Origin of the sequence: Pseudomonas sp. Marseille-P9899 (genome assembly GCF_903166565.1) — a bacterium.
Classification (GTDB): Bacteria; Pseudomonadota; Gammaproteobacteria; order Pseudomonadales; family Pseudomonadaceae; genus Aquipseudomonas; species Aquipseudomonas huaxiensis.
The window spans coordinates 154490-167898 of record NZ_CAESCG010000002.1; the positions used below are offsets into that span (position 1 = coordinate 154490).

Here is a 13409-nt window from a genome sequence, read left to right on the forward strand (position 1 = left end):
CGCACGATGACACTTTTTGTCCTCGCCAATCAGCCGCGGTAATAGCGCTGTGCAACGAACGGCATCTTGCTGACTTTCATCGCTACACGCTTGCCGCGCACGATTGCCCAGACGGGCGTATCGAGTGCCGTGTGCACGTTGTCCACATAGCCCATGGCGACGGGCGCGCCGAGGGTCGGACCGAAGCCGCCGCTGCACACACGACCGATGATGTTGCCCGCTTCGTCGACGATCTCTGCGTCTTCGCGAACTGGCGTGCGTTCCTGTGGCAGCAGGCCAACCCGCTTGCGTGCGACACCGGACTGCTGTTGAGCGAAGATCGCTTCGGCACCCGGGAAACCACCAGCCCGCGCACCCTCGGCGCGGCGGACCTTGGACACGGCCCAGAGCAGGCTGGCTTCGACCGGCGTGGTTTCGCTGTTCATGTCGTGGCCGTACAGGCACAGGCCCGCTTCGAGGCGCAGCGAGTCCCGCGCGCCCAGACCGATGGCTGCCACTTCCGGCTCGCTCAGCAGGCGGCGGGCCAGGGCTTCGGCCTTGTCCGCCGGTACGGAAATCTCGAAGCCGTCTTCACCGGTGTAGCCGGAGCGGCTGACGAAGCAGTCTTCGCCCAGCAGTTGCACGCGGGCGAACTGCATGAAGGTCATGCTTGCCACCTGCGGCGCCAGGCGCTCCAGCACCTTGACCGCGGCCGGACCTTGCAGGGCCAGCAGCGCGCGTTCTTCGAACAGCGGCTGGATCTCGCACTGCGCGCCGATGTGCTTGCGCAGGTGGGCCAGGTCCTGGTCCTTGCAGGCGGCGTTGACCACCAGGAACAGCTCGTCGTTACCGAGGTTGGCGACCATCAGGTCGTCGAGGATGCCGCCTTGTTCGTTGGTGAACATGGCGTAGCGCTGCATGCCCACCGGCAGGTCGATGATGTCCACCGGCACCAGGCTTTCCAGGGCCTTGGCGGCATTGGCGCCGAGCAGGCGGATCTGGCCCATGTGCGAGACGTCGAACAGGCCGGCCTGCTCGCGGGTGTGCAGGTGTTCCTTCATGACGCCCAACGGGTACTGAACCGGCATGTCATAACCGGCGAACGGCACCATGCGCGCGCCCAGTTCCAGGTGCAGGGCGTGCAGCGGGGTTTTCAGCAGTGTTTCGGTGGACATGTATGACTCCTGGGTTTCAAAGGGATGTCAGCATTCGATGATGTTGACGGCCAGACCGCCGCGAGCGGTCTCCTTGTATTTGCTTTTCATGTCGGCGCCGGTCTGGCGCATGGTGCGGATAACCTTGTCGAGTGACACGAAGTGCTGCCCGTCACCGCGCAAGGCCATGCGCACCGCGTTGATCGCCTTCACCGAGCCCATGGCGTTGCGCTCGATGCAGGGCACTTGGACCAGACCGCCGATGGGGTCGCAGGTCAGGCCCAGGTTGTGTTCCATGCCGATTTCAGCGGCGTTCTCGACCTGCTGAACGCTGCCGCCCATGACCTCGCACAAGGCGCCTGCGGCCATCGAACAGGCCACGCCCACTTCGCCCTGGCAGCCGACTTCGGCGCCGGAGATCGAGGCGTTTTCTTTGTAGAGGATGCCGATGGCGGCGGCGGTGAGCAGAAAGCGCACCACGCCGTCGTCGCTGGCGCCGGTGATGAAGCGCATGTAGTAATGCAGCACCGCCGGGACGATGCCGGCGGCGCCATTGGTCGGTGCGGTGACGACTCGCCCGCCGAAAGCGTTTTCCTCGTTCACCGCGAGGGCGTAGAGGTTGACCCAGTCCAGCACCGACAGGGCATCGCGCAGGCTGGCTTCGGGGTTGGCGCAGAGTTGCCGGTACAGCGCGGCGGCGCGGCGTTTGACCTTCAGCCCACCGGGCAGAATGCCCTCGTTGCGGCAACCCGCGGTGACGCAGTCCTGCATTACCTGCCAGATCTTCAACAGCCCTTCGCGGGTTTCGCTTTCCGGGCGCCAGGCGGCCTCGTTGGCCAGCATCACCTGGCTGATCGAAAGCTGGTGCGCGGTGCAATGGGCGAGCAATTCCCGGGCGGTCTTGAACGGGTAGGGCAGCGGGGTCTGGTCCTCGACGATACGGTCGGCGCCGGCGGCATCCTCATCGACCACGAAGCCGCCGCCCACCGAGTAGTACTCGCGGCTGCGGATCTGCAGCCCGGCACCATCGAAGGCGCGGAAGATCATGCCGTTGGGGTGGAAATCCAGCGGTTTGCGGATCATCGCCAGGTGCTGCTTTTCGTGGAAGTCGATGCGCTGCTCGCCGAGCAGGCTGAGTTGGCCGCTGCTGCGGATAGCCTGCAGGCGGGCGGGGATGCTTTCGGTGTCGACCGTGTCGGGGTGTTCGCCTTCAAGGCCGAGGAGCACGGCCTTGTCGCTGCCGTGGCCTTTGCCGGTGGCGCCGAGCGAGCCGTAGAGCTCGACCTTGACGCTGTGGGTGTCGGCCAGCAGGCCGTCACGCCGCAATCCTTCGGCGAAGCGCGCGGCGGCGCGCATCGGTCCGACGGTGTGAGAGCTGGAGGGGCCGATGCCGATCTTGAACAGGTCGAAGACGCTGAGTGACATGGCCGGATCCTCCAGGGGGAGTGATGTGGGTCTTATCGCCAAACCGCGGCGATAAGACCTGCGAGTGGACTCAGGCGTCCTGATAGCTCTCGATCGACGGACACGCGCAAACCAGGTTGCGGTCACCGAAGACGTTGTCCACACGACCCACCGGCGGCCAGTACTTGCCTTCCACCAGCGACGGCAGCGGGTACACCGCCTGTTCGCGGCTGTAGCCGTGTGGCCATTCACCGGCCAGTTCGGCGGCGGTGTGCGGGGCGTTTTTCAGCGGGTTGTCGTCCTTGTCCAGGCTGCCGTTTTCCACCGCGCGGATTTCTTCGCGGATGCGGATCATCGCTTCACAGAAACGATCCAGTTCTTCTTTGGACTCGCTTTCGGTCGGTTCGATCATCAGCGTGCCGGCGACCGGGAAGGACATGGTCGGGGCGTGGAAGCCGAAGTCGATCAGGCGCTTGGCCACGTCATCGACGCTGATGCCGCTGGTTTCCTTCAGCGGGCGCAGGTCGAGAATGCATTCGTGAGCCACCAGTCCGTTGCTGCCGGTGTACAACACAGGATAGTGCTCTTCCAGGCGACGGGCGATGTAGTTGGCGTTGAGGATCGCCATCTGCGAAGCGCGCTTCAGGCCGGCGCCACCCATCATGCGGATGTACATCCAGGTGATCGGCAGGATGCTGGCGCTGCCGAACGGCGCCGCGCAGACCGCGCCCTGCTTGTTTTCCATGTGTGCGTGACCCGGCAGGAACGGTGCCAGGTGCGACTTGACGCCGATCGGGCCGACGCCCGGGCCGCCACCGCCGTGCGGAATGCAGAAGGTCTTGTGCAGGTTCAGGTGCGAGACGTCGCCGCCGAACTTGCCTGGTGCACAGAGGCCGACCATGGCGTTCATGTTGGCGCCGTCGATGTACACCTGGCCGCCGTTGTCATGAATGATCGCGCAGATTTCGCCGATGGCTTCTTCGAACACGCCGTGGGTCGACGGGTAGGTGATCATCAGTGCGGCGAGGTTTTCGCGGTGCTCCAGGGCCTTGGCGCGCAGGTCGTCGATGTCGACGTTGCCGCGGGCGTCGCAGGCGGTCACCACCACGCGCATGCCGGCCATGTGGGCGGTGGCCGGGTTGGTGCCGTGGGCCGAGGACGGGATCAGGCAGATGTCGCGGCGGTCATCGCCACGGCTCTGGTGGTAGGCGCGGATGGCCAGCAGGCCGGCGTACTCACCCTGGGAACCGGCGTTCGGCTGCAGCGACACGGCGTCGTAGCCGGTGGCGGCGCAGAGCATCGCTTCCAGTTCCGAGGTCAGTTGCAGATAGCCCTGGCTTTGCGCGGCGGGGGCGAACGGGTGCAGGTTGCCGAACTCGGCCCAGGTCACCGGGATCATTTCGCTGGCGGCGTTGAGCTTCATGGTGCAGGAGCCCAGCGGGATCATGGTGCGGTCCAGCGCCAGGTCCTTGTCGGCCAGTTTGCGCAGGTAGCGCATCAGCTCGGTTTCGCTGTGGTAGCGGTTGAACACCGGGTGCTCGAGGATCGCCGATTGGCGCAGCAGGCCGGCCGGCAGTTGCGCGGCGGTGCTGGCGGCGAGCGCGGCGAAGTCCGGGACGGCCTGGCCGTTGGCGAACAGTGCCCACAGGGCTTCAACGTCAGCCTGGCCGCTGGTTTCGTCCAGCGACAGGCCGAGGCGGGTGCTGTCGATCTGGCGCAGGTTGACGCCTTGCGCGCTGGCCTGTTGGTGCAGGTCGGCGGTGGCGCTGCCGGCGGCCAGGGTCAGGGTGTCGAAGAAGCTGCCGGTCTCGACGGTGACGCCCAGGGCGGACAGACCGGCCTTGAGGATCGCGGTCAGGTGGTGGGTGCGCGCGGCGATCTGCTTCAGGCCCTGTGGGCCGTGGTAGACGGCGTACATGCTGGCGATGTTGGCCAGCAGCACTTGTGCGGTGCAGATGTTGCTGGTGGCTTTCTCGCGGCGGATATGTTGCTCGCGGGTCTGCATGGCCAGGCGCAAGGCGGTCTTGCCGAAGCGGTCGATGGACACGCCGACCAGACGGCCCGGCATGTCGCGCTTGAACGCATCGCGGGTGGAGAAGTAGGCGGCGTGTGGGCCACCGAAGCCCAGCGGAACACCGAAGCGCTGGGCGCTGCCGATGGCGACGTCGGCGCCGAATTCACCCGGCGGGGTCAGCAGGGTCAGGGCCAGCAGGTCGGCGGCGACCGCGACCAGGGCGTTGGCGGCGTGGAAGCGTTCCACCAGCTCGCGGTAATCGAAGACTTCACCGTTGCTCGCCGGGTATTGCAGCACGGCGCCGAAGAAGCGGCTGACGTCGGTCAGTTCGCGTTCGTCGCCCACCACCACTTCGATGCCCAATGGCTCGGCGCGGGTGCGCAGGACGTCGAGGGTCTGCGGATGGCAATGCACGGAGGCGAAGAAGGCGTGGCTGCTCTTGTTCTTGCTCAGGCGCTTGCAGAAGGTCATGGCTTCGGCGGCGGCGGTGGCTTCGTCGAGCAGCGAGGCGTTGGCGATCGGCAGGCCGGTGAGGTCGCTGATCAGGGTCTGGAAGTTCAGCAGCGCTTCCAGACGGCCTTGGGAAATCTCAGGCTGGTACGGGGTGTAGGCGGTGTACCAGGCCGGGTTTTCCAGCAGGTTGCGCAGGATCGGGGCCGGGGTGTGGCAGTTGTAGTAGCCCTGGCCGATGTAGCTCTTGAACAGTTGGTTCTGGCCGGCGATGGCTTTCAGTGCGGCGAGGGCGTCGGCCTCGCTTTGCCCTTCGCCCAGTTCCAGCACGCTGGTGCCCTTGATGCTGTCGGGGATGACTGCGGCGCTCATGGCGTCCAGCGAGTCGAAGCCGAGGGTGGCGAGCATGTGCTGTTCATCGGCCTGGCGCGGGCCGATGTGGCGGGCGATGAATTCGTTGGCGGTGCCGAGGTTGATGGTCATGGCGGATTTCCTCAGGCGTCGGCGTTGGCGTTGAGCAGGCGGTCGTAGGCGTCCTGGTCGAGCAGTTGCGCGATGGCGCCGGCGTCGGCCGGGATGAAGCGGAAGAACCAGCCTTCGCCCAGCGGGTCTTCGTTGACCAGTTCCGGGCTGTCTTGCAGCAGTTCGTTGACCGCGACCACTTCGCCGTCCAGTGGCATGTACACGCCGCTGGCGGCTTTCACCGATTCCACGGTGGAGGCTTCGGCGCCCTTGGCGTAGTGCTGCAGTTCCGGCAGTTGCACATAGACCACGTCACCCAGCGCGTTCTGGGCGAAGGCGGTGATGCCCACGGTGACGCTGCCGTCAGCTTCGGCACGCAGCCATTCGTGATCTTCGGTAAAACGCAACTCGCTCATGGAAACTCCTCGGAGGCCGCTGCCGCGGCCGGATGCGGTGATGGCCCGCTGTGCGGGCTCTGGCTGGAGTTTCCTTAGCAAGTTTGCGGCCATTATTAAAAAAGCCAATAAAATCAACGATTTGAATGGATTTAATTGACCGTTTTCAACGTGATGTGTAACGAAATCGCTACGGGGCTTTTGCCGGAAAAAAGCCGAACGGGATCAAACCCTTGCGGTGGCGTGGTTATGACCATTTGTAGCGAATTCGTTCCGCTGTAGCGTTTTCGATACGAACTCAGGCTTTGCCGGAGATTCCGTACTTGCGCAGGCGGTGGGCGATGGCGGTGTGGGAGGTTTGCAGGCGGCTGGCCAGTTGGCGCGTCGAGGGGTAGCTGGCGTAGAGCTTTTCCAGCAGGTTGCGTTCGAAGTCTTCCACCGCCTGTTCCAGGCTGGCGACTTCGCCGTCGTGTTCGCGGGCCACCGCGGTGCCGGCGATATCCAGGTCGCCGATGTCCACCAGGCTGTTTTCGCTGATGGCGGCGGCGCGGAAGATCACGTTCTGCAGTTGCCGCACGTTACCCGGCCAGCGGTTGCCCAGCAGCGCCGGGTAGGTGGTCGGGGCCAGCCGGCAAAGCGGGCGCTGGATCTGCGTGCAGGCCTGCTGCATGAAGTAGCGGGCCAGCAGCAGGATGTCCTGGCCGCGTTCGCGCAGCGGCGGGACTTCGAGGTTGAGCACGTTGAGGCGGTAGAACAGGTCTTCGCGGAAGGTGCCTTCGCCGACCATCTTTTCCAGGTTGCGGTGGGTGGCGCTGAGGATGCGCACGTTGACGCGGACCTCGCGGTCGCCGCCGACCCGGCGAAAACTGCCGTCGCTGAGAAAACGCAGCAGTTTGGCCTGCAGGTACGGCGACATCTCGCCGATTTCGTCGAGAAATACCGTGCCCTGGTTGGCCAGCTCCATCAGCCCCGGCTTGCCGCCGCGTTGGGCGCCGGTGAAGGCGCCGGGGGCGTAGCCGAACAGTTCGCTTTCGGCGAGGTTCTCCGGCAGGGCCGCGCAGTTCAGTGCGAGAAACGGCGCCGCATGACGGCTGCTGATGGCGTGGCAGGCGCGAGCCACCAGTTCCTTGCCGGTGCCGGTTTCACCGTGGATCAGCAACGGCGCATCGAGGGCGGCGACACGCAGGGCGCGGGTCTTGAGGGTGCGGATGGGCGGCGAGTCACCGAGCAGGGCGTCGAAGCCTTCGGCGTGGTCGTGGTGCAGGGCCGACAGGCGTTCGCCGATGCGGTTGGGCGGGTACAGGGTGACCAGGGCGCCGGCATCGGTGATTGGTGTGGCGTCCAGCAGCAGGGTCTGGCCGTTGAGCGTCACTTCGCGCATGGGCAGGTGGAAACCCTGTTCGATCAGGGTGTCGAGCAGCCCCGGCGCGTCGAACAGCTCGGCGATGGAGCGTCCGGCCGGTTCCTGGCCGCACAGTGCGATCAGCGCCGGGTTGGCGAGCAGGATGTGGCCGGCGCTGTCCAGCGTCAGCACCGGATCACTCATGGCCGCCAGCAGCGCATCGAGCTGCAGGTGACGGCGCTGGCCCGGCAGGATGTCGACCACGCGCACGGTCTGCACGCCATGGACGTTGAGCAGGGCATCGTGGAGTTCTTCGAGAACGGCGGGGCTGAGGGTCGGCGCGTCGATATAGACGTTCGGCGGCACCATCTCCACGGCATCCAGGTTGAGATGGCGGGCACCGAGCAGGGCGAGGACTTCCTGGGTGATGCCGACGCGGTCGATGAAGCTGACGTGGATGCGCATGAGGAGGGCGAGGTTCGGCTGGAAAGCAGCGATTATGCCCTGTTATTCAACCGGCTGGCACGAGCAGGGTGGGAACTGGCCAGCCAGCCCCACAGGGAGAATCAGGCGAGGGAATCAGGGTTGATCGGGTCGCCGGACCTTACGCCGAGCTTGTCGCGGATGTCTTCGAACATCGCGTCGTAATGGGTTTTGTGTACCGAGGTGACGATGCCTTTCACCGGAATGCCGTGTTTATGGGCGATGTCTTCGATGATGCCGGCGAAGTTGTACCAGTTGTTCTTGTTGACGGAGAAGGTCTCGTCCACCGTCTTGTCCTGGATGATGCCGTGCAGCCGAAAAGCGATGCTTTTGCCTTCCTTGGGGTCTTGAACCGCTTCGTAATCGACGCAGTAGTTGTAGCTGTAGTCATCCTTGGTCAGCGCTTTTCGTTCGATGTGCAGATGACCAGGTTCGAATTGTGCCATGACAGGCTCCTTGAACAGTTGAAACAGGCGGGCCCGTCAGCAGGCCCGCCCGGAGCTTCAACGATAGCTGATGCCTGGCGAGGCCGTACTGACCCGGGTACCGGCTTTGCCTTTGACGATATCTTCGATATCGCTCAGCGAGCCGATCACCGCGACTTTGCCTGTGTGACGGGCGAAATCGCAAGCGGCCTGGACTTTCGGGCCCATGGACCCGGCGGCGAAGCCCAGGCGTTCCAGTTCATCTGGGTGGGCCTGGGCGATGGCTTTCTGCGTCGGCTTGTTGAAGTCGATGTAGGCAGCGTTGACGTCGGTGGCGATCACCAGCAGATCGGCTTCCAGTTGCTCGGCCAGCAGCGCCGAGCACAAGTCCTTGTCGATCACCGCTTCGATGCCCTGCAGCTTGCCGTCCGCACCATACATGGTCGGAATGCCGCCGCCACCGGCACAGATCACGATACTGCTCTTTTCCAGCAGCCATTTGATCGGGCGGATCTCGAAGATGCGTTTGGGTTTCGGGCTGGCGACCACGCGACGGTACTTGTCGCCGTCGGGGGCGATGGCCCAGCCTTTTTCCTTTGCCAGGCGCTCGGCGTCTTCCTTGCTGTAGACCGGGCCGATGGGCTTGGTGGGGTTCTGGAAGGCGGGGTCCTTGGCGTCCACTTCGACCTGGGTGAGCAGGGTGGCGAAGGGCACTTCGAAGTCCAGCAGGTTGCCCAGTTCCTGTTCGATCATGTAGCCGATCATGCCTTCGGTTTCAGCGCCGAGGACGTCCAGCGGGTAGGGCGTGACCGAGGTGTAGGCTGCCGCCTGCAACGACAGCAGGCCCACTTGCGGGCCGTTGCCGTGGGCGATGACCAGTTGGTTGCCGGGATGGATCTTGGCGATCTGTTCGGTGGCGATGCGGATATTGGCGCGCTGATTGTCGGCCGTCATGGGTTCGCCACGACGCAGCAGCGCGTTTCCGCCTAGTGCAACAACGATGCGCATGATGTGTGTCCTTTTTCTCTGGGGTCCTTCGCGAGCAAGCTCGCTCCTACCGGGGGCTGTGTGTGTCGATCCCTGTAGGAGCGAGCTTGTCGGGGCGCCGAACCGTCGCGATTGCTGTTTACAGGTCAGCCAGAGTCGAAACCAGGATCGCCTTGATCGTATGCATGCGGTTTTCCGCTTGCTCGAAGGCGATGCAGGCCGGCGATTCGAACACGTCGTCGGTGACTTCGATGCCGTTGGCCAGGTGCGGATACTGCTCGGCAATCTGTTTGCCGACCTTGGTGTCGGAGTTGTGGAACGCCGGCAGGCAGTGCATGAACTTGGCGCGTGGATTGCCGGTGGCTTTCATCAGCTCGGCGTTGACCTGGTACGGCAGCAGTTGCTGGATGCGTTCGCCCCAGGCTTCAACCGGCTCGCCCATCGAAACCCAGACGTCGGTGTGCACGAAGTCCACACCCTTGACCGCCGCTTTCGGGTCTTCGGTCAGGGTGATGCGAGCACCGCTTTCTTCCGCGTATTTCTTGCAGCGCTCGACTAGATCGTCGTGGGGCCACAGGGCCTTCGGCGCGGAGATGCGCACGTCCATGCCGAGCTTGGCGCCGATCAGCAGCAGCGAGTTGCCCATGTTGTTGCGGGCGTCGCCCAGGTAGGCGTAGCTGATCTCGTGGATCGGCTTGTCGGCGTGTTCACGCATGGTCAGCACGTCGGCGATCATCTGGGTCGGGTGGTATTCGTCGGTCAGGCCGTTGAACACCGGTACACCGGCGAACTTGGCCAGCTCTTCGACAATCTCCTGCTTGAAGCCACGGTACTCGATGGCGTCGTACATGCGCCCGAGCACGCGGGCGGTGTCCTTCATGCTCTCCTTGTGGCCGATCTGCGAAGAGTTGGGGTCGATGTAGGTGACGTTGGCGCCCTGGTCATAGGCGGCCACTTCGAAGGCGCAACGGGTGCGGGTCGAGGTTTTCTCGAAGATCAGCGCAATGTTGTTGCCTTTCAGGTGTTGCTGCTCGGTGCCGGTGTACTTGGCGCGTTTGAGATCGCGGGACAGGTCGAGCAGGTAGCGCAACTCGCGAGGCGTGTGGTGTTCCAGACTCAGCAGGTTACGGTTGTGGATGTTGAACGCCATGATGATTCTCCTTGGATTCGGTGATCGACCTGGCCGTGCCGGGTAGGCGCGGCCAGGGTGATGGGCGTTAGTAGTCGATAGGGTCGCGGACGATCGGGCAGGTCATGCAGTGACCGCCGCCGCGGCCACGGCCCAGTTCGCCGGCGCTGATGGTGATGACTTCGATGCCGGCCTTGCGCAGCAGAGTGTTGGTGTAGGTGTTGCGGTCGTAGCCGATGACCACGCCGGGCTCCAAGGCCACCACGTTGTTGCCGTCATCCCATTGCTCGCGTTCGGCGGCAAAGCTGTTGCCGCCGGTTTCGACGACGCGCAGCTCTTTCAGGTTGAGGGACTCGGCAACCACTTCGATGAACGACTTGTGCTCGCGGCGCACGTCCAGGCCGTAAGGCTTGCTGGCGTCCTGGCGAATGACGAACGGCACGATTTCCTTGACCACTTCCGGGAAGACCGTGACCAGGTCGCGGTCGCAGAAGCTGAACACGGTGTCCAGGTGCATCGCCGCGCGGGATTTCGGCAGCCCGGCGACCACGACTTTCTCTACCGCGCCCTTGGCGAACAGGGATTGTGCGAGTTGGCCGATGGCCTGGCGCGAGGTGCGCTCGCCCATGCCGATCAACACCACGCCATTGCCGATCGGCATGACGTCGCCGCCTTCCAGGGTGGCCTGACCGTGGTCTTTATCCGGGTCGCCGTACCAGATTTCGAAGTCGGCGTTGACGAACTCGGGGTGGAATTTGTAGATGGCGCTGGTCAGCAGGGTTTCCTGACGTCGCGCTGGCCAGTACATCGGGTTGAGCGTTACGCCGCCGTAGATCCAGCAAGTGGTGTCGCGAGTGAACTGGGTGTTGGGCAGCGGCGGCAGCAGGAAGCTGGAGTGGCCCAGGTAGTCGCGGTACATCTTGATGACGCTGGCGCCTTCGCTTTCCGGCAGGTCTTCACCGGCGACGCCACCGATCAGGAACTCGGCAAGGCGGCGTGGTTCCAGGCCTTCCAGCCAGCTACGCACTTCGTTGGTCAGGCCGACACCGACGGTGTCAGGGGTGATCTTGCGGTCCAGAATCCACTTCAGTGCTTCGGGGTTCTGAATGGTTTCAGTCAGCAGGTTGTGCATTTCCAGCACTTCGACACCGCGCTCACGCATCTTGGTGACGAAATCGAAGTGGTCGCGCTTGGCCTGGTTGACCCAGATGACGTCGTCGAACAACAGGTCGTCGCAGTTGCTCGGCGTCAGGCGCTGATGCGCCAGGCCTGGGGAGCAAACCATCACTTTGCGTAGTTTGCCGGCTTCGGAATGGACACCGTACTTAACTTTTTCCGTGGACATGGTTTCTTTCCTCCAAATTGCGAATACGGGGGTTACAGAGTCAGGAAGCCGTCATAGAGACCGTAGGCCGCCACCAGGGCGCCAGCGATCACAGCGGCGAAGATCAATTTCTCCACGTTGGTAAAAATCGGTTGGCCGATCTCGCGCTTGGCCTTGGCGAACAGGATCACGCCAGGGGCATAGAGCAGGGCCGAGAGCAGCAGGTATTTGACGCCACCGGCGTACAGCAGCCAGATCGCGTAGATGAGTGCGATGCCGCCGATGATCAGGTCTTTCTTGCGTTCGGCCAGGGCGTTTTCGTAAGTCTCGCTACGCACCGCCAGCAGTACCGCATAAGCCGCTGACCACAGGTAAGGCACCAGGATCATCGAGGTGGCGAGGTAGATCAGCGACAGGTAAGTACTGGCCGAGAACAGGGTGATGACCAGGAAGATCTGCACCATGGCGTTGGTCAGCCACAGGGCATTGGCCGGCACGTGGTTGGCGTTTTCGCGGCGCAGGAACTCCGGCATGGTGTGGTCTTTGGCGGCGGCGAACATGATCTCCGCGCACAGCAGCACCCACGACAGCAGGGCCCCGAGCAGCGAGATGATCAAGCCGACGCTGATCAGCACCGCGCCCCAGTGACCGACCACGTGCTCAAGCACGGCGGCCATCGACGGGTTCTGCAGTTTGGCCAGTTCGGGCTGAGTCATGATGCCCAGCGACAGCACGTTCACCAGCACCAGGAACAGCAGCACAGTGATGAAACCGATGACGGTGGCCTTGCCCACGTCGGAGCGTTTTTCCGCCCGTGCCGAGAAGATGCTCGCGCCTTCGATGCCGATGAACACCCACACGGTGACCAGCATCATGTTGCGCACCTGATTCATCACGCTGCCCAGGTCCGGGTTCATGGTGCCCCAGATGTCAGCGGTGAAGATGTCCAGCTTGAAGGCGAACAGCGCGATGAGGATGAACAGCGCCAGCGGCACGACCTTGGCGATGGTGGTCACCAGGTTGATGAACGCCGCCTCCTTGATCCCGCGCAGCACCAGGAAGTGCACGGCCCAGAGCAGCACGGAGGCACCGACGATGGCCGCCGGGGTGTTGCCCTCGCCGAAGATCGGGAAGAAGTAGCCGAGGGTACTGAACAGCAGCACGAAGTAACCGACGTTACCCAGCCAGGCGCTGATCCAGTAACCCCAGGCTGACGAGAAGCCCATGTAGTCGCCGAAACCGGCTTTGGCGTAGGCATACACCCCGCCATCCAGGTCGGGTTTGCGGTTGGCCAGGGTCTGGAAGACGAAGGCGAGGGTCAACATGCCGATGGCAGTAATGCCCCAGCCAATCAATACGGCGCCGACGTCGGCACTGGCGGCCATGTTTTGCGGTAATGAGAAAATCCCGCCACCAATCATGGAGCCGACTACAAGCGCGACCAGCGCGCCAAGTCGAAGTTTTCCGGGAGTGTCTGACATGGTTTGCTCCATTTCAGAAGAGAGAGGCTCAACAATAAAACGCTTGTTCGAATCGGATGCTGACTCAGGTCAGTTCATTGGTACATTCCATTGTTGGTGAATGACTGAAAGAGCCACCGATAGATGCCGTCATCTTCCCGGAAGCCTTGTGCTACGCCGTCTCTGCGAATATAGAGTGATCGCTCGGTCGGCTCGCGAGAGTTGAAACTAGCCCCTTTCCATGAATTCGCAACCTTTTAGCGAGAAAAAATCTTATTTACTTGATGAAGCGGAATTAGTGCACAAAACTCTCCGATAAGTGTGCGTTCTTTAGAGGTAAGGGTTATTAAATTAGTTTGCTTATAACCACAAGTTAGTAAAAAAATATGTACAGGCTTATT

The 13409-nt window shown here is 63.1% G+C and carries 10 protein-coding genes; all 10 read right to left on the minus strand.

Annotated features, from left to right (window positions below; genetic code table 11):
- Positions 1 to 29: 29 nt before the first annotated feature.
- The 10 genes from gcvT to arcD all read right to left on the minus strand — a co-directional run bounded on the left by gcvT (position 30) and on the right by arcD (position 13029).
- Complete coding sequence (gene gcvT / locus HWV67_RS09985) at positions 30 to 1154, minus strand: glycine cleavage system aminomethyltransferase GcvT (RefSeq protein WP_175651105.1); 1125 nt, start codon at positions 1152 to 1154, stop codon at positions 30 to 32.
- A gap of 27 nt (positions 1155 to 1181) precedes the next feature.
- Positions 1182 to 2558 (minus strand): L-serine ammonia-lyase, encoded by a 1377-nt coding sequence (locus HWV67_RS09990; protein WP_110968121.1) that lies wholly within the window; start codon positions 2556 to 2558, stop codon positions 1182 to 1184.
- Between the two features lie 70 nt (positions 2559 to 2628).
- The gene (gcvP, locus tag HWV67_RS09995; protein ID WP_175651106.1) at positions 2629 to 5484 is read right to left on the minus strand and encodes an aminomethyl-transferring glycine dehydrogenase; all 2856 of its coding nucleotides are present in this window, start codon (positions 5482 to 5484) and stop codon (positions 2629 to 2631) included.
- 11 nt (positions 5485 to 5495) lie between these two features.
- Entirely contained in the window at positions 5496 to 5879 is a 384-nt protein-coding gene (gcvH, locus tag HWV67_RS10000) for a glycine cleavage system protein GcvH (RefSeq protein ID WP_175651107.1), read from the minus strand.
- Between the two features lie 277 nt (positions 5880 to 6156).
- A complete protein-coding gene (locus tag HWV67_RS10005) occupies positions 6157 to 7665 on the minus strand; it encodes a sigma-54-dependent transcriptional regulator (protein WP_095154285.1) in 1509 nt (502 codons plus the stop codon).
- A 101-nt stretch (positions 7666 to 7766) separates the two neighbouring features.
- Positions 7767 to 8129 carry a DUF5064 family protein gene (locus HWV67_RS10010; protein ID WP_175651108.1) on the minus strand — a complete coding sequence of 121 codons (363 nt, stop codon included), beginning with the start codon at positions 8127 to 8129 and terminating at the stop codon, positions 7767 to 7769.
- Between the two features lie 57 nt (positions 8130 to 8186).
- On the minus strand, positions 8187 to 9116 hold the full coding sequence (gene arcC / locus HWV67_RS10015; RefSeq protein WP_095154281.1) for a carbamate kinase: 930 nt from the start codon (positions 9114 to 9116) through the stop codon (positions 8187 to 8189).
- A 118-nt stretch (positions 9117 to 9234) separates the two neighbouring features.
- Entirely contained in the window at positions 9235 to 10245 is a 1011-nt protein-coding gene (locus HWV67_RS10020) for an ornithine carbamoyltransferase (protein WP_110968124.1), read from the minus strand.
- Between the two features lie 67 nt (positions 10246 to 10312).
- Positions 10313 to 11569, minus strand: coding sequence for an arginine deiminase (arcA, locus tag HWV67_RS10025; RefSeq protein WP_095154277.1), 1257 nt, complete (start codon positions 11567 to 11569; stop codon positions 10313 to 10315).
- Between the two features lie 32 nt (positions 11570 to 11601).
- Complete coding sequence (gene arcD / locus HWV67_RS10030) at positions 11602 to 13029, minus strand: arginine-ornithine antiporter (RefSeq protein ID WP_175651109.1); 1428 nt, start codon at positions 13027 to 13029, stop codon at positions 11602 to 11604.
- Positions 13030 to 13409 lie beyond the last annotated feature (380 nt).

Bases quoted from the DNA above. Each gene is read 5' to 3' on its own strand.
- gcvT (WP_175651105.1), bottom strand. From the start codon at position 1,154: ATGTCCACCGAAACACTGCTGAAAACCCCGCTGCACGCCCTGCACCTG.
- HWV67_RS09990 (WP_110968121.1), bottom strand. From the start codon at position 2,558: ATGTCACTCAGCGTCTTCGACCTGTTCAAGATCGGCATCGGCCCCTCC.
- gcvP (WP_175651106.1), bottom strand. From the start codon at position 5,484: ATGACCATCAACCTCGGCACCGCCAACGAATTCATCGCCCGCCACATC.
- gcvH (WP_175651107.1), bottom strand. From the start codon at position 5,879: ATGAGCGAGTTGCGTTTTACCGAAGATCACGAATGGCTGCGTGCCGAA.
- HWV67_RS10005 (WP_095154285.1), bottom strand. From the start codon at position 7,665: ATGCGCATCCACGTCAGCTTCATCGACCGCGTCGGCATCACCCAGGAA.
- HWV67_RS10010 (WP_175651108.1), bottom strand. From the start codon at position 8,129: ATGGCACAATTCGAACCTGGTCATCTGCACATCGAACGAAAAGCGCTG.
- arcC (WP_095154281.1), bottom strand. From the start codon at position 9,116: ATGCGCATCGTTGTTGCACTAGGCGGAAACGCGCTGCTGCGTCGTGGC.
- HWV67_RS10020 (WP_110968124.1), bottom strand. From the start codon at position 10,245: ATGGCGTTCAACATCCACAACCGTAACCTGCTGAGTCTGGAACACCAC.
- arcA (WP_095154277.1), bottom strand. From the start codon at position 11,569: ATGTCCACGGAAAAAGTTAAGTACGGTGTCCATTCCGAAGCCGGCAAA.
- arcD (WP_175651109.1), bottom strand. From the start codon at position 13,029: ATGTCAGACACTCCCGGAAAACTTCGACTTGGCGCGCTGGTCGCGCTT.